This is a genomic window from Pedobacter sp. R-06 (assembly GCF_049913135.1).
Classification (GTDB): Bacteria; Bacteroidota; Bacteroidia; order Sphingobacteriales; family Sphingobacteriaceae; genus Pedobacter.
In genome coordinates this window covers 5812074-5834574 of the sequence record NZ_CP183977.1, presented here as the reverse complement: position 1 = coordinate 5834574, position 22501 = coordinate 5812074, and the positions used below count along the sequence as shown (strand labels likewise).

21 protein-coding genes are annotated in these 22501 nt (G+C 39.2%); 7 read left to right on the top strand and 14 right to left on the bottom strand.

The features are described from left to right. Position 1: 1 nt before the first annotated feature. The 7 genes from ACN9MR_RS23670 to gltX all read right to left on the bottom strand — a co-directional run bounded on the left by ACN9MR_RS23670 (position 2) and on the right by gltX (position 9136). A complete protein-coding gene (locus tag ACN9MR_RS23670; protein WP_426326957.1) occupies positions 2–586 on the bottom strand; it encodes a chemotaxis protein CheB in 585 nt (194 codons plus the stop codon). Further along, a complete protein-coding gene (locus ACN9MR_RS23665; RefSeq protein ID WP_426326956.1) occupies positions 571–1389 on the bottom strand; it encodes a CheR family methyltransferase in 819 nt (272 codons plus the stop codon). Before ACN9MR_RS23665 ends, ACN9MR_RS23670 begins: the two co-directional genes overlap by 16 nt. 3 nt (positions 1390–1392) lie before the next feature. After that, a complete protein-coding gene (locus ACN9MR_RS23660) occupies positions 1393–1764 on the bottom strand; it encodes a response regulator (RefSeq protein WP_057931074.1) in 372 nt (123 codons plus the stop codon). Between the two features lie 15 nt (positions 1765–1779). Then, the gene (locus ACN9MR_RS23655) at positions 1780–5364 is read right to left on the bottom strand and encodes a response regulator (RefSeq protein WP_426326955.1); all 3585 of its coding nucleotides are present in this window, start codon (positions 5362–5364) and stop codon (positions 1780–1782) included. A gap of 18 nt (positions 5365–5382) precedes the next feature. Continuing rightward, a complete protein-coding gene (locus tag ACN9MR_RS23650) occupies positions 5383–6516 on the bottom strand; it encodes a hybrid sensor histidine kinase/response regulator (protein ID WP_426326954.1) in 1134 nt (377 codons plus the stop codon). A gap of 104 nt (positions 6517–6620) precedes the next feature. Then, the gene (gene ypfJ / locus ACN9MR_RS23645; RefSeq protein ID WP_426326953.1) at positions 6621–7463 is read right to left on the bottom strand and encodes a KPN_02809 family neutral zinc metallopeptidase; all 843 of its coding nucleotides are present in this window, start codon (positions 7461–7463) and stop codon (positions 6621–6623) included. A 164-nt stretch (positions 7464–7627) separates the two neighbouring features. Next, positions 7628–9136: a glutamate--tRNA ligase gene (gene gltX / locus ACN9MR_RS23640; protein WP_426326952.1), complete on the bottom strand. Its 1509-nt coding sequence runs from the start codon at positions 9134–9136 to the stop codon at positions 7628–7630. Positions 9137–9357: 221 nt separating this feature from the next. Here gltX and ACN9MR_RS23635 point away from each other — a divergent pair, with 221 nt between their 5' ends. From ACN9MR_RS23635 to ACN9MR_RS23625, 3 genes are read left to right on the top strand one after another with little or no spacing between them, the layout of a single operon-like run. Next, positions 9358–10566, top strand: a complete 1209-nt coding sequence (locus ACN9MR_RS23635) for a sensor histidine kinase (RefSeq protein ID WP_426326951.1) — start codon at positions 9358–9360, stop codon at positions 10564–10566. Next, a complete protein-coding gene (locus tag ACN9MR_RS23630; RefSeq protein WP_426326950.1) occupies positions 10547–11056 on the top strand; it encodes a DinB family protein in 510 nt (169 codons plus the stop codon). Before ACN9MR_RS23635 ends, ACN9MR_RS23630 begins: the two co-directional genes overlap by 20 nt. Continuing rightward, positions 11046–11468, top strand: a complete 423-nt coding sequence (locus ACN9MR_RS23625) for a hotdog fold thioesterase (RefSeq protein ID WP_426326949.1) — start codon at positions 11046–11048, stop codon at positions 11466–11468. Before ACN9MR_RS23630 ends, ACN9MR_RS23625 begins: the two co-directional genes overlap by 11 nt. Before the next feature lie 199 nt (positions 11469–11667). Here ACN9MR_RS23625 and ACN9MR_RS23620 read toward each other — a convergent pair whose 3' ends face one another. Then, positions 11668–12030 (bottom strand): DUF6249 domain-containing protein, encoded by a 363-nt coding sequence (locus tag ACN9MR_RS23620; protein ID WP_057931066.1) that lies wholly within the window; start codon positions 12028–12030, stop codon positions 11668–11670. A 138-nt stretch (positions 12031–12168) separates the two neighbouring features. Here ACN9MR_RS23620 and ACN9MR_RS23615 point away from each other — a divergent pair, with 138 nt between their 5' ends. Then, the gene (locus ACN9MR_RS23615; RefSeq protein ID WP_426326948.1) at positions 12169–12735 is read left to right on the top strand and encodes a Crp/Fnr family transcriptional regulator; all 567 of its coding nucleotides are present in this window, start codon (positions 12169–12171) and stop codon (positions 12733–12735) included. 69 nt (positions 12736–12804) lie between these two features. Further along, a complete protein-coding gene (locus ACN9MR_RS23610) occupies positions 12805–13125 on the top strand; it encodes a DMT family transporter (protein WP_184465705.1) in 321 nt (106 codons plus the stop codon). A gap of 1074 nt (positions 13126–14199) precedes the next feature. Here ACN9MR_RS23610 and ACN9MR_RS23605 read toward each other — a convergent pair. Continuing rightward, positions 14200–15198 (bottom strand): IS110 family transposase, encoded by a 999-nt coding sequence (locus ACN9MR_RS23605; RefSeq protein WP_426325762.1) that lies wholly within the window; start codon positions 15196–15198, stop codon positions 14200–14202. A 417-nt stretch (positions 15199–15615) separates the two neighbouring features. Here ACN9MR_RS23605 and ACN9MR_RS23600 point away from each other — a divergent pair, with 417 nt between their 5' ends. Together ACN9MR_RS23600 and ACN9MR_RS23595 are read left to right on the top strand one after the other, a co-directional pair. Then, complete coding sequence (locus ACN9MR_RS23600; protein ID WP_426326947.1) at positions 15616–16197, top strand: RNA polymerase sigma factor; 582 nt, start codon at positions 15616–15618, stop codon at positions 16195–16197. After that, entirely contained in the window at positions 16194–16676 is a 483-nt protein-coding gene (locus ACN9MR_RS23595) for an anti-sigma factor family protein (RefSeq protein ID WP_426326946.1), read from the top strand. The genes ACN9MR_RS23600 and ACN9MR_RS23595 overlap by 4 nt, the downstream gene beginning before the upstream one ends. Before the next feature lie 98 nt (positions 16677–16774). Here ACN9MR_RS23595 and ACN9MR_RS23590 read toward each other — a convergent pair whose 3' ends face one another. The 5 genes from ACN9MR_RS23590 to ACN9MR_RS23570 all read right to left on the bottom strand — a co-directional run bounded on the left by ACN9MR_RS23590 (position 16775) and on the right by ACN9MR_RS23570 (position 22448). Then, positions 16775–17302: an RBBP9/YdeN family alpha/beta hydrolase gene (locus ACN9MR_RS23590; protein ID WP_426326945.1), complete on the bottom strand. Its 528-nt coding sequence runs from the start codon at positions 17300–17302 to the stop codon at positions 16775–16777. Positions 17303–17407: 105 nt separating this feature from the next. Continuing rightward, complete coding sequence (locus ACN9MR_RS23585; protein WP_025141747.1) at positions 17408–17599, bottom strand: cold-shock protein; 192 nt, start codon at positions 17597–17599, stop codon at positions 17408–17410. 104 nt (positions 17600–17703) lie between these two features. Beyond that, positions 17704–18630 (bottom strand): hypothetical protein, encoded by a 927-nt coding sequence (locus ACN9MR_RS23580; protein ID WP_426326944.1) that lies wholly within the window; start codon positions 18628–18630, stop codon positions 17704–17706. Between the two features lie 68 nt (positions 18631–18698). Further along, positions 18699–19574, bottom strand: a complete 876-nt coding sequence (locus tag ACN9MR_RS23575; RefSeq protein ID WP_426326943.1) for a phosphodiester glycosidase family protein — start codon at positions 19572–19574, stop codon at positions 18699–18701. A gap of 357 nt (positions 19575–19931) precedes the next feature. After that, positions 19932–22448, bottom strand: coding sequence for a zinc-dependent metalloprotease (locus tag ACN9MR_RS23570; RefSeq protein WP_426326942.1), 2517 nt, complete (start codon positions 22446–22448; stop codon positions 19932–19934). Positions 22449–22501 lie beyond the last annotated feature (53 nt).

Here is a 22501-nt window from a genome sequence, read left to right as displayed (position 1 = left end):
ATTAATCATTTAACTTATTTATATAATCAGCCATATCGTGGCTATCCAATATCGCATGCGGCTTAACATTCTGCACAGCCTGTTGCGGCATATACGGCATTATGGCCGTATTTGGATTCTGTATAACCACCCTACCTCCAAAATTGTTTACACTTTTTAACCCTTCTACTCCATCGGCATTAGACCCTGAAAGTAAAATACAGACCAGTTTTTCTCCAAAAACCTCAGCTGCTGACTGAAAGGTAACATCAATTGATGGTCGGGAATAATTTACTTTTTCCGAATAATCTAAAGATATACTTTGGTCGTCCTCTATCAGCATATGATAATCTGCAGGCGCAATAAAAACTTTGCCCGGGCTTAAAAACTCTTTTTCTTCTGCTTCACTAACCTCCAGTGTAGTTCGCGATTTTAGCAAATCGGTTAAAAGAGATTCGTTACTTGCCTTACGGTGGATCACTAATACAATAGGAAAACCAATATCGTTCCTTAGCGCAGGAAAAATTTCGAGCAATACATCTAAACTACCCGCAGAGCCACCAATAATTAATGCACCACAAGAGGTAGAATCTACAGTTTCCGCCATATTTTCTCCATTTTAACCCTTTTGTATTCTTTGGCTTTTGGCCAAAATTCCAAACTTTCTTTACTTCCTAAGGCAAGGTACCCTAATTTCTCGATGCTACCATCAAATAGGTTAAATACTTTATGCTGTAAGTCTTTATCAAAATAAATTAATACGTTTCTACATAAAATTAGCTGAAACTCATTAAAAGAATGATCGGAAACCAAATTATGCGTAGAAAAGATCATCTTACTATTTAAGCTTTCATCAAATTTTGCCAAAGAGTAGTTCGCCGTATAATAAGTAGAAAAATCTTTTAAGCCACCCGATTGCAGGTAATTCTCGGAATACTGCTTTAAATAATTTAAGGGAAACATCCCTTTTTTTGCCTTATCTAAAACCGATGGATTAATATCGGTGGCATAAATAAGCGATTTATTAAGCAAATTAAGTTCCTTTAAAACAATGGCAAGCGAATAAGCCTCTTCTCCGGTAGAACAACCTGCCACCCAAATACGGATAAACGGATAGGTACCCAACACAGGGAGAACATCGTTGCGCAGGGATTTATAAAAAGAAGGATCGCGAAACATTTCGGTAACGTTAACCGTAATTTCCTCTAAAAAACGCTTAAAATATTGCTTATCTGTTTTAACCGCGTAACGAAATTCGGCGAAACTTACAAAATTATCCAGTCCGTAAAGGCGTATAATTCTCCTTTTTATTGATGCATGAGAATATTCCAGAAAATCATATCCATGGCTTTCCAAAACATCATTCAACAGGATTTCTACCTGTTCATTATCTATCGCATCACTTATCACCTGTTATTTTGTAAAATTTTCGATTTGCATTAATAACTCGTCAACATTTATCGGTTTTGAAACATACCCCGATGCGCCTGCGCTTAAGCAACGTTCCTTATCGCCAACCATGGCCTGGGCAGTTACCGCTAACACAGGTATATTCTGCATTTTAGCTGATTTTTTCATGGCTGCAATAGCCTGATAGCCGTCCATATCCGGCATCATCATATCCATTAAAACGATGGCAACATTGTCGTGTTTCTCCATGATAGAAAAACCCTCCTGGGCACTTATAGCAGATAAACAATCGAAACCTTTGGCCTTTAAAACAGCTTTTAAAGCAAAAATGTTTCGGTTATCATCATCAATTATGAGAATTAATTTTTGAGGCATAAAAATAAAAATGGTTTATGATTTATGATGATTTTCGTATAACCAAACTCTTAATAACGATATCAGCTGATCCATATCTACCGGTTTGCTGATATAATCAGATGCGCCTGCAGCAATACACTTTTCGCGATCGCCCATCATGGCTTTTGCCGTAACGGCCAAAATAGGCAGGTTCCGGTATTTAATATCCTGCCTGATGGCTGTTGTAGTCTCGTAGCCATCTAGTTCCGGCATCATCATATCCATTAAAACAACATCAATTTCAGGGTTTTCATTTAATAGCTTGAGGGCTTCCTTACCATCGGTAGCGGCTACCACCTTCATCTGGTGCTGCTCTAACATCTTGGTTAAAGAGAAGATATTACGCACATCATCATCCGCCACCAGAACCGTTTTACCAACTAATACATCCTGTAATTCGGAAAACTTTTTAGGTGTTTTGCTTTTCTCCTTGCTTTTTTCTTCTACCAGATGAAGGAACAAACCTGCTTCATCCAAAATACGTTGATAAGAATGCGCCGTTTTTACAACGATGGAATCAGCATATTGCTTGATGCGGTTTTCTTCTCCCTTTGAAAGGTTTTTACCTGTGAAAATGATGATTGGTAAATTCTCTAAACCTGGTGTTTTCTTTACCACTTCAAGGGTTTCGTAAGCATGTTTATCAGGAATACCCATATCCAAAATCACGCAGTTAACCTCCGGCTTATGCAGCGCAGAAACACTTTCGTTTACCTGGTTAACAATTTCTGTCTGGATATTAAAATTGCTTAAAAAATAACTTAATGCCTTGGCATGTTGTTCGTTTTCTTCTACAATAAGTACCTTTTTAGGGTGACGGCTTAACGCATGCTCTAATTTTGAAAATATTTCCTGCATGTGCTCAAAGGCAAAAGGTTTATTTATAAAATCTACCGCGCCTTTTAACAAACTTTCTTTCTTAACCTGTAAAGAAGACATGATGTGCACTGGAATCGGACGTGTTGAAGGATCCGATTTCAGCTCTTCCATTACCTGCCAACCATCTTTAACGGGCAGTTGGATATCGAGTAAAATGGCAAGTGGTTTAAAGGTTTTCGCCATTTCAATCCCTGCATCGCCACGAACGGCAACCAAACCTTTATAATTTCTTTTTCGGGTAAAATCCAATAGTGTTTTGGCAAAAGGGGTATCGTCTTCGACAATTAAAATTACCTTATCATCAGGCTGAATATTATCCCGGTCATCTTCAACCTCTTGCGGAATATTTTCGACCGTTAAGTGGCTCACTTTTTTTACCGGAGCCTCTAAGGCGATTACAGGTTTCTCTACCTGAGGTACAGCGCCATCAAAACCTTTATTTTTATCAATGGGCAAGGTAAGTGTAAAAATACTTCCTTCACCCTCTGTGCTTTTTAAATCAATATATCCGCCCAATAGTTTGGCCAGCTCCCTACTAATTGAAAGTCCAAGGCCTGTGCCACCAAATTTGCGACGTGTAGAGCCGTCGGCCTGTTGAAAGGCTTCGAATACCATACCTTGCTTTTCGGGTGCAATGCCTACGCCCGTATCGGTAACTTTAAATACCAGCGCACCTAACTTTTCATTCTTATTAATATTTAGGGTTACCGCACCTACGCTAGTAAATTTAATAGCATTTGATAACAGGTTTTTAATAATCTGCTCTAAGCGCATTTTATCGGTATGAAAAAACTCAGGTACTTCTGCCGATTTTTCGATAACAAAGTTCAGGTTCTTATCTTTAGCCAAAGGATTAAACAGCGAACGCATGTTAAAAATGATCTCATCAACCTTAATATTTGTCCGATCGAGTTCCATTTTGCCTGCTTCAATTTTAGAAAGATCTAAAATTTCGTCTATTAAACTTAAAAGGCCCTGACCTGAACTTTGGATAACCTCTGCATATTCCTGATGCTCGCGGTCCATAGCCTCATTTTCGGCCATTAATCTCGATAATAACAATATCGAATTAAGTGGTGTTCTTAACTCGTGCGACATATTGGCCAAAAACTCTGACTTGTACCTCGTACTCAGTTCTAAGGCTTCTGCTTTTTGCTGAATTTCTATATTGCGTTCTTCAATCAGTTCATTTTTTTCTTCCAGTAAGCTGCTTCTTTCTTCAAGCTCCTGGTTGCTTTGCAACAATTCTTCCTGCTGCACGCGTAATTCTTCTTCACTGGCCTGGAGTTTCTGTGCCTGTGCTTCTAGTTCTGCGTTTAAGCCTTCTAATTCATTATGCTGAACTTGCAACTCTTCTGATTGTGCCTGTGTTTCTTCTAATAATTGCTGAAGCTTTTGTCTGTTCTGTGCGCCCAACAACGCGGTACCCACATCAGATAAAACCAAGTTTAAAAAGTGTAACTGCAGGTCGCTGTATTTACCGACAGTGCCTAATTCTAATCCACCTATTGAAATTTCATTTCTAATAATTGGAAGTACAATTAACTGTGCTGGTTTAATGTTTCCGGTAGCGTGTGTAATGGTTAATTCGTTCTGTGGAACATCATCCAGTAATATAGGCCTACCTGTTTTAACCGCCTGGCCGATTAAGCCTTGGCCAAGTTCTAAGGTTTGGGTTAGATTTTGTCCTTGCAAAGCGTATTGCCCTTTTAAATGCAGGTATCCGTCGTCTTTAAATAAATAAAGGGCACCGATCTGGCTTTTGGTATAATTGGCCAAAAACTCAATAATATCTTCTGCTAAATGGAAAACATCTTTTTCGCCAACCATTTTTACATTTAAGTTAGCTACACCAGTTTGCAACCATTCGTTCTCTTCTAATGTATCGAAAGATTTTTTCAATGATGATGACATTGTATTTAACGAATCAGCAAGTTCGCCAATATCATCCTGGGTTTGGCTATCGAGTTTTACGCCATAATTACCGCTGGAAATTTGAGAGGCAATTTCCTTAATGGCTACAATACGTTTCTCCATCTCGTATTTTTTATCCTCAATCTCTTTTTGAAGTTTAACGCGCTCATCAAAATCGACAGATACCTTTCTATAAAAAAACAATGTGATGAGTATTGCAAGAACGGCAGCAATTAAAATCAGGATAGGGGTATAAGCCGTAAGTTTATTTAGCTCAACGGTGCGGCTTTCGAGCAACCTTTTTTCTTCTTTAATCATTCTGGTTACCACTGCACGTGCCTGATCCATATAGGTTTTACCCTCTAAGAGTACCGTTGGATCGATCTGGCCACCTAACGATTTAATTTCTATTGTTGAGGTAATGATATTGAGCCTACGGGCCAGAATATTTCTTAATTCGGCAACATTTTTTTGTTGAACAACATTATCCTTCGTTTGGGCTTCTATCCTGTTTAAGGCAGCCATCGCTGTATCAGTAGACCCGTAGTACGGCTGAAGAAATATTTTGTTTCCAGTTAAAAGATAACCTCGTTGCCCCGTTTCGGCATCTTTTAAGGTAGAAATTACAGCTTCGGTGGTTAAGATAACTTCGTCACTATGTTTAACCAGTTCGGTACTTTTAATCAGGTTATTGATACTTACATAAGAGGCAAGTGAACTTATAAATAGAATAATTAGCGACAGGCCAAGGCCCAAACGTAAATTATTTTTAAGAGTTGTTTTCATTATATGGATTAAGGATAATTAGATCTGGTTTTTAAGGATTTCTTCTTCTGTGGTAGGGATGATAAAATAAAATTCAGAACCCTCGTCCGGCACACTGTTTACCCCAATTGTACCTCCATGGCGGTTAATAATTTCCGAACAGATATACAAGCCTATTCCAAGGCCATTAAACCGGTTGCTGTTATCTTCTACCCGATAAAATTTATCAAAAATCTTATCTTGCTGCTCTTTTGAAATACCAATACCAAAATCTTTTACAGCAAGATAAAGTTTTTCATCTTTAATATTCGTGGTTACATTAACCTGATTGGTACCTGGGGCATATTTAATAGCATTCGTAATAAAATTGATCACCACTTGTTCCAAGCGCATTTCATCACCAAATATCATTTCGTCTGTTTTGCCCAGTTTGCTGATTTTAAAATCGGGATTAGATTGCTGCAACATCTCGATGGCATTGTTTACCATATTATCAGCACAAAAACTTTTCATGTTAAACTTCATCTTTCCACTTTCAATTTTTGAAATATCGAGCAGATCGACAATTAATTCGTTTAGTTTTTCGAGCTGGGTACTCGCTTTTTCGAGATGATTCTGGGCCATGGTTTTATCATCTCTGTTGAGGCTGCGCTGCAACAACTGAATATAGCCCTTTACACTGGTTAAAGGTGTTTTTAACTCATGACTGGCAATGCTGATAAATTCGTCTTTTTTATGTTCGGCCTGCTTTCGGAATTCGATTTCTTCAAGCAATTTTTCCTGCACCTCGTTAAGCTTTCTATTCTGCTCGTAAATTCGATAAAACGTTTTTATTTTAAGGAGCAGCACATTAATATCAACAGGTTTGGTAATGTAATCCAGTCCACCGCTAAGGTATCCTTTAGTAATAAATTTTAACTCTGTATTTACAGCCGAAAGAAATATAATGGCGGTATCTTTTGCCTTGCTAAACCCGGAAATGGTTTCGGCTACTTCGAAACCATCCATATCTGGCATCTGTACATCGAGAATAATCAGGACATAATTGTTTTTTAAAACTTTTTTCAGCGCTTCTTCGCCAGATGATGCGGTATCAACCTCAAAACTGTGTGCCTGTAATACTTTCTGTAACGAGATCAGGTTTTCGGGCCTGTCATCAACTATAAGGATCATCTTTATTAAAACAAATAAGAAGCCGGGATAATTATGTTTGGTTTTGAGATAAAAACCTCATTAACTGTAAACAAACAATGCGCTTTTAAAAAAGTTTTGATTTTTTATAAATTATTTGAATTAAAAGTATCGCCCTGTCTAATATCTCCCGTTTCAAAGCCTTTTTTAAACCAATACATACGCTGTGCAGAGGTGCCGTGGGTAAAAGAATCGGGCTGAACATCGCCTGTAGCCTGTTTTTGCAATTTATCATCGCCTATGGCATTCGCAGCAGTTAATGCTTCTTCAATATCTCCTTCATCCAATTTAAAATCTTTAAGGTTTTGGGCATTATGCGCCCAAAGTCCAGCAAAAAAATCGGCTTGCAACTCTAATTTCACTGACAAGCGGTTGTATTCTTTTTCGCTCACCTGACCACGTGCCCGATCTAATTTTTCAGAAATTCCCAGTAAATTTTGAACGTGATGGCCAACCTCATGTGCAATTACATAAGCCTGTGCAAAATCTCCGGCAGCACCGAAACGATTCTTTAAATCATCATAAAATGATAAGTCGATATAAACTTTATGGTCGCCAGGGCAGTAAAACGGCCCTACATTAGCGCTTGCGTTCCCACAGGCCGTTTGTACAGCTTCTCTAAATAACCTGAGTTTAGGATACTCATATTGTTTGCCCATTGCCTGAAATTCCTTATCCCATACCTGCTCGGTTGATTCTAATACACCCGCTACAAACTGTGCCTGTGGATCGTTAGCTGGTACACCCTGTTTAACTTCTTCCGTACCTGTAGTAGCAGGAAGTTGACTAACCAAGCCAGTTAAATCTTTGCCGAAAATTAGGCCGAGCACTACGATTATTATACCGACACCGCCACCAAGGATGGTTTTCCCACCGCCACCGCTTCTTCCGTCTTCTACATTATTACTGCCTTTACCAAACCATTGCATAATTTACTTTTTTAGTTTAATGAATAACCTTAATTATGGGACAATTGTTATACTAAAGTATAAATTATTTTTATTGATTTATTCTTTTGGATTATTGCAAAAAAAGAAGCCGGGTTTTATACCTGGCTTCTCTGTATGATCTTCCTGCATTCGCAGAATGAATGCTAGCTATTAAAAACAGCAATTGCTTTTGTTATCCTTGTTTTAGTTTCTGCTGTGCCCAACAACACAGCAATATTAAAAACACCAGGCCCAAATTTACCGCCCACCAGCATAATGCGGAAAGGCAACATCAATTCTCCTGGTTTAAAGCCCTTTTCTTCGGCCAGGGCTTTAAAAGTTGCTTCGGCAGTACCCGCATCAGTTAATAGTAAACGATCAGCAAAAGCATTAAAAAAATCGGCTTTTTCTACTGTCCATTTTGGTTTTACCGAGTTTACATCATATTCTGCCGGCGAAGTAAAGAAGTAACTGCTCTGTACCACAAAATCGGGCAATAGTGTACAGCGGTCTTTAATTAAATCAATAACAGTATTTAAAAAAGTATTATCATTTACTTCAACTCCTGCTTTTTCCAACTCCGCCTTTACGCCTGCCGCTAAGCGCGCAGCGCCCTGCGATTTAATCCACTCATGGTTATACCATTTGGCTTTTTCGAAATCGAATTTAGCCCCTGCCTTACTAATTCTTTCTATAGAGAATTTTTCTTCCAGCTCTTTTAACGAGAATAACTCCTGGTCGGTACCATCATTCCAGCCTAAAAGTGCCAGCATATTGATAAAAGCTTCGGGCATAAAACCCATTTCTTTAAATCCTTTGGTTACATCGCCGGTTTTAGGATCGGTCCAGTTCATTGCATAAACCGGAAAACCTAATCGGTCGCCATCGCGTTTGCTTAATTTTCCATGTCCATCTGGCTTTAAGATTAAAGGCAGGTGTGCCCATGCAGGCATCTCCGCTTCCCATCCTAAATACTTCCAAAGTAAAATATGAACCGGTGCCGAAGGCAACCATTCTTCACCCCTAAAAGCATGGCTGATTTCCATCGCTTTATCATCAACCACAACGGCTAAATGATAGGTTGGCATTCCATCAGCTTTTAATAATACTTTATCATCAACCAACGAAGTTTCGAAACTTACATCGCCACGAATTAAATCATTAAAATGTACAATTTCATCGGCTGGTACTTTAATGCGGATAACATGTGGCGTTTTTGCCGCTAACAACTCTTCAACCTCACTAATGGTAAGGGTTAAAGAATTACGCATCTGCATGCGTGTAGCCTGTCCGTATTGAAAATTTGGGATTTCCTTACGTTTGGCGTCTAAATCTTCTGGAGTATCGAAAGCATAATAAGCATAACCATCGCTAATCAGCTGTTCGGCAAATTTCCGGTAACTCGGCTTTCGCTCGCTTTGGCGGTATGGGCCATAAGCGCCTGGATTGCTTGGACTTTCATCAGGTGTAATTCCGCACCAATCTAAACAGTTAACGATATATTCTTCAGCGCCTTCTACAAAACGGTTTTGATCGGTATCTTCTACTCGAAGTACAAAAGTTCCGTTATTTTTTTTGGCGAACAAATAATTGAACAAAGCGGTGCGTACACCACCTAAATGCAAACCTCCGGTTGGGCTTGGGGCAAATCTTACTCTAACTTTCTTATCCATAATTGGTTTGTTGAGCGATTGGCGTTAGGCGTTGGGCGCTCTAGCGCTTACCGCTCTGCGCAAAACGCAAGACGTTGCAAAGATATGTTTTTCATCCATTTTATAGTGTTTCATATATGATGAAGCTATTATGTATTCGAAATGATTGCTCAAGGTTTTTTAAAAAGCATAATGGTTTTATGTTTTTTCCGTTTTGTTATTGTAATTTGCCTAGCTAAAGCATGAATCCTTATCAAAAGAAACGCCGCTGGAAGTTTTTCCTTCTTATTTTTGCCATATTAATTGGCATTGCTTCAGTATTTTACACCGATTCTTTTGTAAAAAAAATGGAACGCGAAGAGGCAGACCAGTTTCATCTGTGGGTGAAAATTCAGGAACGGGCCATGTTTCTTTACGATAATGACGATTATCGTGTAATTGTAGAAACGGTACGTGCAAACACCAAAACACCTGTAATCTTGATCGATTCTGCTGGAACGATTACTTCTTTTTTTGGTTTAGACAGTACTAAAACCAATTACCCCGTTGCAGATGCTAAACTCACTTACGATAGTTTATATTTTGTACGGCAGTTAAGGCAGATGAAAGCAGAGCATCCGCCAGACGAAATGAATTTTTTGGGCAAAAAATTTAAGGCTTACTATCGCGACTCCTTCATTCTGACACAGCTGAGGTACTTCCCATACATCCAAATGGGGGTTATCTTCCTTTTCCTTTTAACAGCTTATGCAGCATTTAGTTCTGCGCGGAAAGATGAACAGGACCATGTTTGGGTAGGTTTAGCTAAAGAAACGGCACACCAGCTGGGTACACCAATATCATCACTCATGGCCTGGACAGAATTGATGAAATCGAAATTTGATGCAGAAGATGATCCGCTTATTGCCGAAATGGAGAACGATATTAAGCGTCTGGAAATCATTACCGACCGTTTCTCTAAAATCGGCTCTAAACCTATACTCGAAGATCATACGGTTTACATTGTAATCAGCGATTTTATCCGCTATTTTAAAGTACGTACCTCAGATAAGGTTAAATTCAGCATTACCGGCGATGAGCAGGTAAGGGCGATGTTAAACGTTCCATTATTTGATTGGGTGATTGAAAACCTTTTAAAAAATGCAGCAAACGCCATCGAAAACGAAGGGTCGATCTCCATTAACATTATAGAAAATTTAGCCAAAGAACAGGTTTTTATTGATGTGAGCGATACCGGAAAAGGCATTCCGAGGTCTAAGTTCGATGCGGTTTTTCAACCAGGCTATACTACACGTAAACGCGGTTGGGGTTTAGGTTTATCGCTTACCAAGCGTATTGTAGAAAATTACCACAGCGGAGAAATTTTTGTAAAAGACTCTGAACTGGGTAAAGGCACAACTTTTAGAATAATATTAAAAAGCAGTTTAAGATATGAACCGACCACAGCCTAACGAATATCCAACTTGGGGCGAAACTTATATCAGTAAAGTAGATCGAGATATTTTCGAAATTTTAAACGATCAGATACTAAGTATTCCGGCTTTGTTTAGGGCAAACGCCGATAAAGCTGATTACGCCTATGCCGAAGGTAAATGGACACTAAAAGAAATGCTAGGCCATATTATTGATGCTGAACGTGTTTTTGCCTTTCGCATTACTTGTTTTGCCCGAAAAGAACAGCAGCCTTTACCAGGTTTCGAGGAAGATGACTATGTAACCAATGCCCGTTTTGCCGAGCGTGATCTGGATGATCTTATTGAAGAGTTTATTGCACTACGTAAAGCCAACTTATACCTTTTTAAATCTTTAAATGAAGAAGAACTAAACAGAAAGGGAATTGCTTCGGGCAGGGAAATTAATGTAAAATCTATTTTATTTATTGTGGGTGGCCATATTATCCATCATGTTTACATTTTAAAAGAACGTTACCATGTGGTTTAAAAACTTTACGGTTGATGAGCTAAACGACCGTCCTAAAAATCATTTAGGTGCGTTGCTCGATATCCGCTTTACCGAAATTGGTGAAGATTTTATTATTGGAACTATGCCTGTTGATGAACGTACACATCAACCTGCAGGGATTTTGCACGGCGGCGCCTCGGTGGTTTTGGCAGAAACCTTGGGCAGTATTGCTTCTTATATGTGTATAGATCCTGAAAAGTATGTTGCTGTTGGTTTAGAAGTAAACGCCAATCATTTAAGGCCAGTAAAAAGTGGTTTGGTAAAAGGCATTTGCAAACCTTTACATATTGGGGCCAAAACCCAGGTTTGGGAAATCAAAATTTACGATGAGCGTGGAAAGATGAACTGTATTAGCCGTTTAACTGTTGCCATTATTAATAAGCCGCAGTAAATGTGCTGTCAGATGTTACCATCTGACAGTTATATTAATGCTTGGTCTTTTTTGTCAGATAGAAATATCTGACAACACAATATCCCACAGCACTAAAAAAATAAGAGAAATCAAGTTTTGAACAACTCTTGTTCTAAAACCTGACTCCTCTCCGATCCCCATCAGATGAAAGCATCTGACGGCAGGACTTATTTAATAATTAAAACTTGTTATTATCCAGCCATTTCTTCTCTACAAGGTAAGAAACGATTAAACCCAGTCCGCCGAAAATTCCGATGAAACCAAAGTAAATGGCTACCGATTGTCCTTGTTCACTGCGCGTCATGTCGCTGCCGAATACCCCTCTAACGGTGAAGAGCGCTACTAATAAACCTATTCCCAGGCCAACCAAAAGTAAACCGAACTTTAAACTTAAAAACGGTTTTGGTGTAGCCTTATGCACACCCGGATCGATTCCCCTTTCGATCATTGCCATTTTCTCTTTGTTTGATAGGTAACGGATTCCGAATACCATTGCGAATGCACCTAAAAAAAGTGAGATTGGGACTAATATACCTTCCATGATTATAATTTTTTAATTTATTAATATTCTATTGTTTAAATTGAACCGTGTTCTGTGTATTATGACTACACACTTTTTAATCAGGTTACACCCTTGCTGAAAAAAAATCGATAGCTTTATCAAACATTAAAAATTCCCTTGTACAGTCAGTTAAAAAATATAGAAATCTTTAAACTGCTCAGCATTGAGGCTTTAGAAAGGTTAGCGGCTGTATCTAAGCGGGTAGAACATCAGAAAGGAACGATTTTAATCTATGCAGATAAAACAGAGCCTTATTTCTATATCCTCGAAAGTGGTATTGCCAGAGCCTATTCCGACGGCCAAAACCAGCAGATAACCTTCTGGTTTGGACAAAGTGGTGCAGTTCTTTTTTCTTTTAACAGCTATATTAATAACAGCCCCGGATACGAAAACATTGAGCTATTGGAAAACTGCAGTTTAATTCAGATCAGGCTAGCCGATCTTTTTTCGCTTTACGATCAACATTTAGAAATTGCCAATTGGGGCAGAAAAATTGCAGAACAGGAATTAATTGCTACTGAAAGAAGATTAATCGACAGGGCTTTTAAAGGGGCAGCAGAACGTTATCAGGATTTTCTAGATCAATCTCCCCAGCTGATCAAAAGAGTAGCTTTAAAACATATTGCCTCATACCTGGGTGTAACACAGGTTACCCTGAGCAGAATAAGAGCAGCCCATAAATAAAATCATTTTTTAACATTTGTAAAATGCTGCCCGATAAATGTGCCTTAAATTTGCAGAAACACATTTATCATGAACTGGATTATCTTAATTATTGCCGGCCTTTTTGAAGTTGGCTTTACCACCTGCCTTAAATTATCGAACAATTTTTCGAATATAAAATGGAGTACAGCTTTTTTTGTTTGTATTATTTTGAGTTTCTTATTGCTAAATAAAGCAACCCAAACTCTACCTATGGGAACTGCTTATGCTGTTTGGACGGGTATCGGTGCCGTGGGCACGGTAATTATCGGCATTTTTTATTTCAATGAACCAGCAACCTTTTGGCGGATATTTTTTATCTGTACGCTCATCGGTTCTATTGCCGGTTTAAAGTTTTTCGCTTCGAATTAACACACAAATTCCGAAGTTTACCAGGCTTAAAGCGTAGGCAAAACTTCGGAAGTTTCCCCGGAACCTAAAAGATTCATTTTTGAGGCTGCTTGTGCACCTACGCTGTTTGTAAACCTGATGGCAGCGGCAGCTCCCGACTTCACGTCGGGACTACAGCGGACAGCAGGACTGCAATCTCCAATGAAAAACCATCCTTTCATTTCCAGTCAATAAAAAATCATATCGCCTATTTATCAACTAATTTTCTTTTCGGAGCGCAGTGCCTGTACAAGAAATCAAGTTGGTTCCCGTGTTCCGCTTGTACGCTTCGGCCTCGTTCCTCAGCCTGCAGGGTACCGCTTCACCCGGGGCTAAATGGCCAAAACAGCATTTCATATTCAGGGTTTTCAGGGCGCCACAACTTTGTGCGTAAACCTGATGGCAGCGGCAGCTCCCGACTTCACGTCGGGACTACAGCGGACAGCAGGACTGCAATCTCCAATGAAAAACCATCCTTTCATTTCCAGTCAATAAAAAATCATATCGCCTATTTATCAACTAATTTTCTTTTCGGAGCGCAGTGCCTGTACAAGAAATCAAGTTGGTTCCCGTGTTCCGCTTGTACGCTTCGGCCTCGTTCCTCAGCCTGCAGGGTACCGCTTCACCCGGGGCTAAATGGCCAAAACAGCATTTCATATTCAGGGTTTTCAGGGCGCCACAACTTTGTGCGTAAACCTGATGGCAGCGGCAGCTCCCGACTTCACGTCGGGACTACAGCGGACAGCAGGACTGCAATCTCCAATGAAAAACCATCCTTTCATTTCCAGTCAATAAAAAATCATATCGCCTATTTATCAACTAATTTTCTTTTCGGAGCGCAGTGCCTGTGCAAGAAATCAAGTTGGTTCCCGTGTTCCGCTTGTACGCTTTGGCCTCGTTCCTCAGCCTGCAGGGTACCGCTTTACCCGGGGCTAAATGGCCAATACAGCATTTCATTTTTAGGTTTTTTCAAGGCGCCACAACTTTGTGCGTAAACCTGTATTCTATGGTTTATGCAAATAAAAAGTTTTTTTTCTGAGAAGCATTACTTTAGATTTATGCGGCAGGCTCCAGGAGGTATGGCGTACCTCTTTTAACAGCAGCAAAAGCTCTGCTCAGTAGCTTATTTTTTATCACATTCAGTACACACATAGCGTTTTTTCCCTCAGCTTTTTTTCGATCATAGTATCGTTTGAATTCGTTATCTTTTTTTATCGTGTTTAGCGCACACATGGTCAGTAACGCCTTTAGTTTTTTATTGGCGAGGTTGCTTACCCGGTTTCTCCCTCGTATACTCGTCCCCGAGCTATGTGGAAATGGGACTATTCCACAATAGCTCGCAAACTTTCTGTAGTCTGAAAATGCAGCGAAGGCTTCAGTATGGATCAGGATAAACATAGCCGTCTGCTTTCCGATCCCATGCACGCTCTGCACAAGGCTGAACTGTTCGTTTAGTTCCTGGTCCTCTGTTATTAAGGCTGCCAACTCGATATCTACCTTTTTTATCCGTTCGGCGTAAAGGGCAAGCATTTCCTGGCTATCGGCTATGCAATAGCCAGCGTTCTCCCTATCAAATCCTTTAAGCGCTGAGCAGGTGCATTTAAAAGAGGTCTGGTGTCTTACCAACTGTTCGCGGTGTGCCAGCAGGTGTTTGAGTTTTGAGCTTGTTGCCGAAGGAAGGAGGTAAGGACGGGCTTTGTGCTGATTTGAAAAAGCATAGCTTGCGATTGCCTGTGCGTCAGCCTTATCAGATTTCCCCCGTTTAAGTCCAATGGAACGCTTAATGTGCAGCCCGTTTTCAACCCATATAGATAAATCATTTGCATGCATAAAGTTGGTTATGGGGCAGATATAAATACCTGTATGCTCGCAACAGAAAAGAACCTTCTTAAGCGCGATACCATGTATGGAAAGCCATTCCAGCATTAGGCCAAAGCCATCATAGCTGTTCTTAAAAACATGGTGGAGGGGCTTCTCGAAACAGGCCTGTGTAACAACAGCAACATCGATGGTTGATTTGGAAATATCTATTCCAACAAATAGTTCATAATTCATAACTTTACGGTTAAGTGAAATGGAAATCCTAAAGTTGAATAAAACTGAATCCCTTAATAGTCCGCTAGACTAAAATTCTATATGGTTCTTGTTCAACTAAAAAGCAGAGGTCTGTTACAGGTTCTAGATCGTAAGTCTGGATCGCAGCATAGTTCACCTCTGCTTTTAAGGTTTCCTTTGTCAAATTTAATTCTTTGATAATCTTTCTCAAACCTAAGGGATGGTAGCGACAGCTCCCGACTTCACGTCGGGACTACAACGAACAGCAGGACTACAGGCCACCATGGAAAACTGTCCTTTCGTTTCCAAAAAACTAAACTATTAGCATAATTCGTATCGTTATTGATAAATAATAAATTCCTTTAATCATGTTTCAGGTGTAACCTACTTATCTTTACTGTAGTCTTATTGCTAAACATGGAGCAAAAACCTACAGATTTAGAGCTGATCCAAAAGGTATTGAACGGCGAAACCGATCAGTATGCTTTGTTGGTAAAGCGCCATCAGCGATTTGTATTTACGCTTGCTTTAAGGTTTTCGAAAAACAGGGAAGATGCCGAAGAAATTGCCCAGGATTGCTTTGTAAAAGCATATAAAGCATTGGGCACCTTTAAACAAACAGCTAAATTTAGCACCTGGCTGTACACGATAACCTATACTACGGCGATGACTTTTTTAAGGAAAAACCGTTTAGATACTACGTCGATACATGATGAAAGCACCATTTTACAGCTGGAAAACCAGACCTCCAGTTTTAACGCAAATGGCTATGAGCGGCAGGATAGCCATGCTTTTTTAAATATTGCCATTGCCCAGCTTTTACCAGACGATGCTGCTATTATTACCCTATTTTATAAAGGTGAACAGAGTTTAGAAGAAATTGGCGAAGCACTGCACATGGAACCCAACACAATAAAAGTGAAGTTGCACAGGGCCAGGCAAAGACTTAAAGAAAAATTACAATATTTGTTAAAAGATGAAGTAAAGGAGTTACTATGAACACAATAGAACAACAGCTTTGGGATTATATTGACGGGAATTTGGATGATGCTTCAAAAAAAGCCATTGAAGAAAAAATTGAATCGGATGCTGAGATTAAATCCCAGTACGAGGATCTGCTAAAGCTTAATTTAGTTTTTGATGGGCTCGATCTTGATGAACCTTCTATGTCTTTCAACAGGAATGTGATGGAAAGTATTGCCTTAGTTCCCGCCCCTATGGCGATGAAAACAAAGGTCGACAAAAAGATCATTTACGGCATTGGAGGCTTTTTCGTGGTCTCGCTACTAGCCATATTAAGTTATGTATTTTATAATGCTAACCTCGAAATGCCTCAATTCGATTTGAAAGTGAATTTCGATTTCAACTTAGAGAAATACATTACGTCTACGGCTATTTATGCCTTTCTTTTTGCAGATCTGGTAATCGGATTAATCTTTCTCGATCAGTTTTTAAGAAAAAAAGTGGCTCAGAAGTAAGATATAGCTTAATGGTTCCCGCAGCTCAAATTGATTTACGCAGATTTATGTTCATCTGCGCCTTTCGCGGAATCTGCAGGAACTCAGCAATATAAATTTTAGCCCAGAGTTCTTAAAATTTCCAATCCCTTTGGCCATTCACCAAAACCGGCATCGGCATTAATATGGCCAGCATTACCGATATTAATAAATTCACTTCCCCAATTTTCAGCAAAAAATTCAGCCCTTCCTATTGTTACCCATTCATCATTTGAACTGGCTACAACAATGGTTTTAAAGTTTATTTTATCTAAAGGCACGTGATCAAAACCAACCGTTGAGAAAGTATATCGGGGTGCTTCTAAATCACTTGGTGCAACGAGTAAAGCTCCTTTAATTTTCTTTTGATATTGTTTTGCCCAATTGGCAATTGCGGTACAGCCCAAACTATGGCCGATTAAAATCACATCATCCAAATTATAATCAGCAATGGCCTGATCTATTGTTTCAATCCAATCTTTGCTGGCAGGTGTATCCCATTCTCGTTGATTAATCCGGATAAAATGATCTCCAGAATTTTCAAAATGCGTTTGCCAATGATCTGGACCAGAATTACCCAAACCAGGAACAATAAAATAGTAGGTCATAATAAGTGAGAATAGATCCTGAATGGAATTCAGGCAGCGAAAAATAAAACAAAAAAAGGCCGCCATCGCAAGAAAGCAGCCTTCTCTGTAAATATGATAAATAAATTAAATTACTTTCACATTAACGGCATTTAAGCCTTTTTTACCGTTAGCAACTTCGTACTGTACTTTGTCGTTTTCACGGATTTCGTCGATAAGACCTGTTGAATGAACAAAAATTTCGCTATCTCCATTTGCAGGTACGATAAAGCCAAAACCTTTAGTTACATTGAAGAATTTTACTGTGCCTTCTTGCATTGTATTAAATATTAAAATTAAGTATGCAAGGTAAGTTTTAATTTTTAAAATCAAAATAAATTTTAACATTTTTTTAACGTTAAAATTTTGTAAATAGCAGATTACTAAGGCTTTTTAATTGCCTTCCCAATCATAGTTAAAGTAATTTCACTGTTATGTGGAATCCCGAGTGTTGTTCCGGGAGCCACATCAAAAAGGTTTCTAACATAGATATCTGCTATCCCCTGAGCCACCTTTTTTTTAGCTTCAGCATTCTCGGGAAGTACATTATAAATCGTTTTTACGTGTATGCTTCCCTGAAAATCTACCACCGCCGCAACCTGGTAAGCAAAGTCTTTGTAAGCCCGATCTATCCGGATAATATATTGCGGAAACATATAATCATACGCTTCGGTCCTGTTATTCGCCCGATCAACCGTGCTGATTTTTTCTACTCTTACAATTTTACTTTTTGGTATAAACTGAACCGGATCTGTTGCAGCAAAAGCACTATCGCTATTCAAGTTAACTTTGGCAGCACGCTTCTCTATAAAAACAGTATCAGCCTTGCTTGGTTTTTGCAGATCGGCAGCCTTGGCCTTCAATTTGTTTTTAATATAATCCTGCGCATAAAAAGTCATATTTACATCCGAGCGAACATCTGAGGCAATTACTTTTCCATCAACCTGAATCCGCTGAAAAACCAAACTATCCTTACTGATGTGTTTTACTTTAAAAAATTCCGCAGCAAAATTATATACATTTCCATGATCGTACTGCATATAGAATTTTTGCATTCTTTGCTTCTGTGGACTCCATGCCGACATGGTATCTTCCTTAACCACTTCAATGATCCAGGATGGTTTTTGCATAAAACCTTCGGCATTAAAAGAAAGTCCGGTTTTAAAACGGCGTTTTACCTCTTGATAACGGATGCCTTTTACAGGCTCGAAAGTAAAATCTCTTAAAGTTGGGTCGCTGGTTTTAGAGCCAAACTTACATGCAGAAAGCATCAGCACAAAAAAGAAAAAGTATATCGTATTTTTAATCATTTCAACAAAAATCTTTGGCTAAAATAAGTTTTTTTAACCAGAGCTAAACATGCTGTTATAGATGCAGGTTATCTCCGTGTTTGTTTTTTCACCAAAATGACGTTAGCTACTTTGCGCTGCCCTTCGTGGTCCCATTTTTTATTATCTGTTGGATAGTTGACAACACCATTATCAGGCATTCCGTTTACCCACAAAGTTGTAGAACCCCCACCATCAAAATTTAGGGCACTGGTACAGCCTAACCAGCGCATTAACTTGGTTAGCTCGAACAAACTCAGGCCTGCGGAGTTTTCATTTCTTCCATCAACAGTTAACAAAATCACCCTGCCATTAGGCTTTACCCCTAAGCAGGTACGCGGATGGCGCAAACGGCTAAATCCGGTCGTATCTAGCTTTTCATCAACATAGTTTAAAGTTAATAAGGGGCCATTTAACAAAACATCCTGAGCGGCCAGTTTTGTTTCCCAATCGCTTGTTCCATCCCATTTTTTGATCGAAATTTTTCCGTTCTCAATTACAACTGCTGCTTCCTGATGCCTTGCCCGATTTCCATTTTTATCCAGGCGGTTAGTATTGATGGTTTTTCCATTAACGCGAACAAAATCTACCGAACCTCCATTTTTTACATCGAAAAAATTGCCGTTTACTGCGGCAATTGCTGTATCACGTAATCCAAAGTTACTGGTGTTAATCAGTTCCTTTTCTTCTGCTCCAATTGCAAAAACCGCCTTCCGGCCAGTATTTTTTATTTCTAAAAAAGAAATGTTTTCGTTTGCAGCGAAAAGATTTTTCTGATCGAAGTGATGCCGGAACAAAACCACCTGTTTGGCAATTCTGTTCTTATGCCATTTGGTTTTAACAATGGTAATTGAATCGGCATTTTGGCCAAATGCTGAGAAAGAAGCTGTAAATAAAACAACCGCAAAGAATAGTTTTTTAAACATAATCCTGTTTTGCGATAAAATTAAAAAACTGCTGTGTGTTTAGCTTAAAGCATCAAAAATTATACAAAGGGATTAAATAGATTCATCGTTTCGAGCGAAGTACAACCAAGCCGAGAACCACGAAGTGCTCAGCGAAGCTAAATCTGCTGCAATAGATCTCTCCCGAAAGTTCGGGATTGCACTGCAGTCGAGATAACGAACCTTTGGCTGAAAACCTTATAGGTTTGGCCCAAAAAAAAGCGGAGCGATCAATTTAATGATCTGCTCCGCTTTTTTAATGATTGAGTTTTGAATGAGAGAATAATTGAATTTGGATGCTGTATCACATACTATTCTCTAATTCAATACATCTATCATTTATTTCTTAGGATCTAAAATATCTTTAATTCTGATATTCAAATCTTCGTAATGTGCTTTAGTAATGGCATCACCGGCTGCTGCCCTGGCTTTTGTAGTTGCCAACAAGGTTTTTAACTCTGCTCTAACCAATGGTCTGATATCAGATAAACCAACATTGATTGGTGTTAAACCGTAACTTGCTGCATAATCTACCGGGAATCCAACCGGAAGTTCTGCTTCCTTAGTCATTAAATCCTGTAAACGGTCTACATAAGCACGTTGTAAATTACGTTTAAATGCATCTGCTCTTCCTGCAACAAAAACCGACGACCTTAAGTCCGTAAATAATTCAGGTAAGGTATACGCTTTTGCTGCACCGTTTTTAGTTTCGTTATCCAACAAACGAGCAATACGTGAAGCGGATAATAAATTGCCTAAAGTATTCGCTTGAACACTTTTAATGCGATTTAGCAATACACCATTATCAAATTTACTGAGTTGATCATTACTGATTAACCAAAGCGGGGTAGTAAATAACTGTTGATTGAAGAAAGCAACAGCTTCTTTTTGTTTTGCTTTAGGCAAATAAGCATAAACAGGCCCTTTTTGCTCGTAGGTTTTAAAGTTTTCACTTAATCCACCAACATTTGTTGCCACATGTCCCATATAACGGTTAAACTGGCCAACAATTTCAGTGTAGATTTCTTTTAAATCGCTATAGTCTTTACCTTTTTGATAGGTCCATTTTTCTACGTTAGGCAAAATGCGTTTTAAGTTGGCAATACCATAAGTACTTGCTTTCATTGCGTTGTCGCCCAAATCTTCGCTCTGCAAGCGAGGATCTAATGAAGTTCCCTGACGGCCATAGAAATACAAAGGATTACCTGCATTTTTCAATGTCCACTGATCTAAAATTTCTTTTTCCTGTTCTGCGGTTTTGTTTCCAGGAATCCAAGAATATCCCCATTTCACTACCCATTTATCGTATTCTCCAATTTGAGGGTGAAGTTTGGTTACACCATCGCCAGGTTGAGCGATGTAGTTAAAACGCGCATAATCCATAATAGATGGTGCAGTACCATGTTTATCTGTAAATGCTTTTGAACGTAACGAATCAACCGGGTAAGCATAACTCGAGCCAAAGTTATGTGGCAAACCTAAAGTATGGCCAATTTCGTGTGAAGAAACAAAACGGATTAATTCGCCCATTTGCGCATCCGTAAATTTAGCTTTACGAACTTCAGGGTTAATGGCTGCCGTTTGTACAAAATACCAGTTACGCAATAGGTTCATTACATTATGGTACCAACCGATATGCGTTTCTAAAATCTGTCCGGTACGGGGATCGCTAATGTGCGGACCATAAGCATTTGCAATATCTGAGGCAAAATAACGAACAACAGAATATCTCGAATCTTCTACGCTAAATTGAGGATCTTGTTGAGGCGTTGGTGCTTCTCTACCTATAATGGCATTTTTGAAACCTGCAGCCTCAAAAGCTACCTGCCAATCATTAATTCCCTGAATTAAAAACGGCACCCATTTTTTAGGCGTCGCAGGATCGATGTAAATTACAATTGGTTTTACTGGTTCTACCAATTCACCACGTTTATAGGCGTTAGTATCTTTCGGGACTAAATTCCAGCGGTGAATGTAAGCGGTACGCTCTGCCTTTTGTGCGTTGCTCCCGTAATCAATCTGCGATTGACCAAAGAAACCAACTCTGCTATCCATTATCCTTGCTTTTACAGGAGTTTTTGGCAATAATAACATCGATGTATTGAATTCGAAAGTGACTGCTCCATTACTATTGTCTGTTGGAGATTCTGCTGCGCGGTAAGTTTTAGCTGTTTTTACCTCAACGTTAATAGGGAAAGTTTTTACCGTATCGATGTAAGAGCGTGTTGCATCGTACATGGTAACTTTATAAGCTTTACGGATCTGATCGGTAGCACCAATGGCCATTACATCACCGTTATAAAAGTCGGTCACATCAATTACCACACCAGTAGTATCTTTGTTATAAGCTTTAATTTCAAAGCTGGCTAAGATTTGTGCAAGATTAGAATTTTGCACCGATTCGTACATATCGCTATTGGGATCGGCCTTTGTTGAATAACTTGGTACACGGATGTAAACCTGTTTACCTCTACGCTCCCATTTCCATACCTGTTCATTTAATTGTTCACCACCATATTGCTGGTTGCCAACTTTTACTCCTGCCGGTACTTTTGCCAATCGGGTAACCACAAGCATTTCGCGGTTGATCATTGAATCCGGTATCTCAAAATACCATTTATCGTCTACCTTGTGTGTTTTAAATAAACCGTTTGTTGTTCTGGCTTTTGAGGTAATTACTTCAGAAAATGGTTTAATTCCTTCTTTTTTGGGTGCCGCTGCCGGGGCTGCAGTTGGAGCCGCAGGAGTAGCCCCTTTTGTCGTTTTAGATTTTTTCTGGGCATATACCGAACCTGATCCGGCTACACCAAGTACTACGATACCTGCGAGAGCAAGTACCTTAAAGTTTTTCTTCATGTGTATATAAAAGTTAGTTTGCTTGGCAATAAGAGGTTAAAGTTAGAACCTTG

Excerpts from the sequence above, each read along its gene's own strand:
- ACN9MR_RS23625 (WP_426326949.1), top strand. The coding sequence starts at position 11,046 with ATGTGGTTTAAAAACTTTACGGTTGATGAGCTAAACGACCGTCCTAAA.
- ACN9MR_RS23585 (WP_025141747.1), bottom strand. The coding sequence starts at position 17,599 with ATGCAAGAAGGCACAGTAAAATTCTTCAATGTAACTAAAGGTTTTGGC.
- ypfJ (WP_426326953.1), bottom strand. The coding sequence starts at position 7,463 with ATGCAATGGTTTGGTAAAGGCAGTAATAATGTAGAAGACGGAAGAAGC.
- ACN9MR_RS23590 (WP_426326945.1), bottom strand. The coding sequence starts at position 17,302 with ATGACCTACTATTTTATTGTTCCTGGTTTGGGTAATTCTGGTCCAGAT.
- ACN9MR_RS23595 (WP_426326946.1), top strand. The coding sequence starts at position 16,194 with ATGAACACAATAGAACAACAGCTTTGGGATTATATTGACGGGAATTTG.
- ACN9MR_RS23655 (WP_426326955.1), bottom strand. The coding sequence starts at position 5,364 with ATGAAAACAACTCTTAAAAATAATTTACGTTTGGGCCTTGGCCTGTCG.
- ACN9MR_RS23630 (WP_426326950.1), top strand. The coding sequence starts at position 10,547 with ATGAACCGACCACAGCCTAACGAATATCCAACTTGGGGCGAAACTTAT.
- ACN9MR_RS23605 (WP_426325762.1), bottom strand. The coding sequence starts at position 15,198 with ATGAATTATGAACTATTTGTTGGAATAGATATTTCCAAATCAACCATC.
- ACN9MR_RS23600 (WP_426326947.1), top strand. The coding sequence starts at position 15,616 with ATGGAGCAAAAACCTACAGATTTAGAGCTGATCCAAAAGGTATTGAAC.
- ACN9MR_RS23670 (WP_426326957.1), bottom strand. The coding sequence starts at position 586 with ATGGCGGAAACTGTAGATTCTACCTCTTGTGGTGCATTAATTATTGGT.
- ACN9MR_RS23635 (WP_426326951.1), top strand. The coding sequence starts at position 9,358 with ATGAATCCTTATCAAAAGAAACGCCGCTGGAAGTTTTTCCTTCTTATT.
- ACN9MR_RS23580 (WP_426326944.1), bottom strand. The coding sequence starts at position 18,630 with ATGATTAAAAATACGATATACTTTTTCTTTTTTGTGCTGATGCTTTCT.
- ACN9MR_RS23570 (WP_426326942.1), bottom strand. The coding sequence starts at position 22,448 with ATGAAGAAAAACTTTAAGGTACTTGCTCTCGCAGGTATCGTAGTACTT.
- ACN9MR_RS23620 (WP_057931066.1), bottom strand. The coding sequence starts at position 12,030 with ATGGAAGGTATATTAGTCCCAATCTCACTTTTTTTAGGTGCATTCGCA.
- gltX (WP_426326952.1), bottom strand. The coding sequence starts at position 9,136 with ATGGATAAGAAAGTTAGAGTAAGATTTGCCCCAAGCCCAACCGGAGGT.
- ACN9MR_RS23575 (WP_426326943.1), bottom strand. The coding sequence starts at position 19,574 with ATGTTTAAAAAACTATTCTTTGCGGTTGTTTTATTTACAGCTTCTTTC.
- ACN9MR_RS23650 (WP_426326954.1), bottom strand. The coding sequence starts at position 6,516 with ATGATCCTTATAGTTGATGACAGGCCCGAAAACCTGATCTCGTTACAG.
- ACN9MR_RS23660 (WP_057931074.1), bottom strand. The coding sequence starts at position 1,764 with ATGCCTCAAAAATTAATTCTCATAATTGATGATGATAACCGAAACATT.
- ACN9MR_RS23610 (WP_184465705.1), top strand. The coding sequence starts at position 12,805 with ATGAACTGGATTATCTTAATTATTGCCGGCCTTTTTGAAGTTGGCTTT.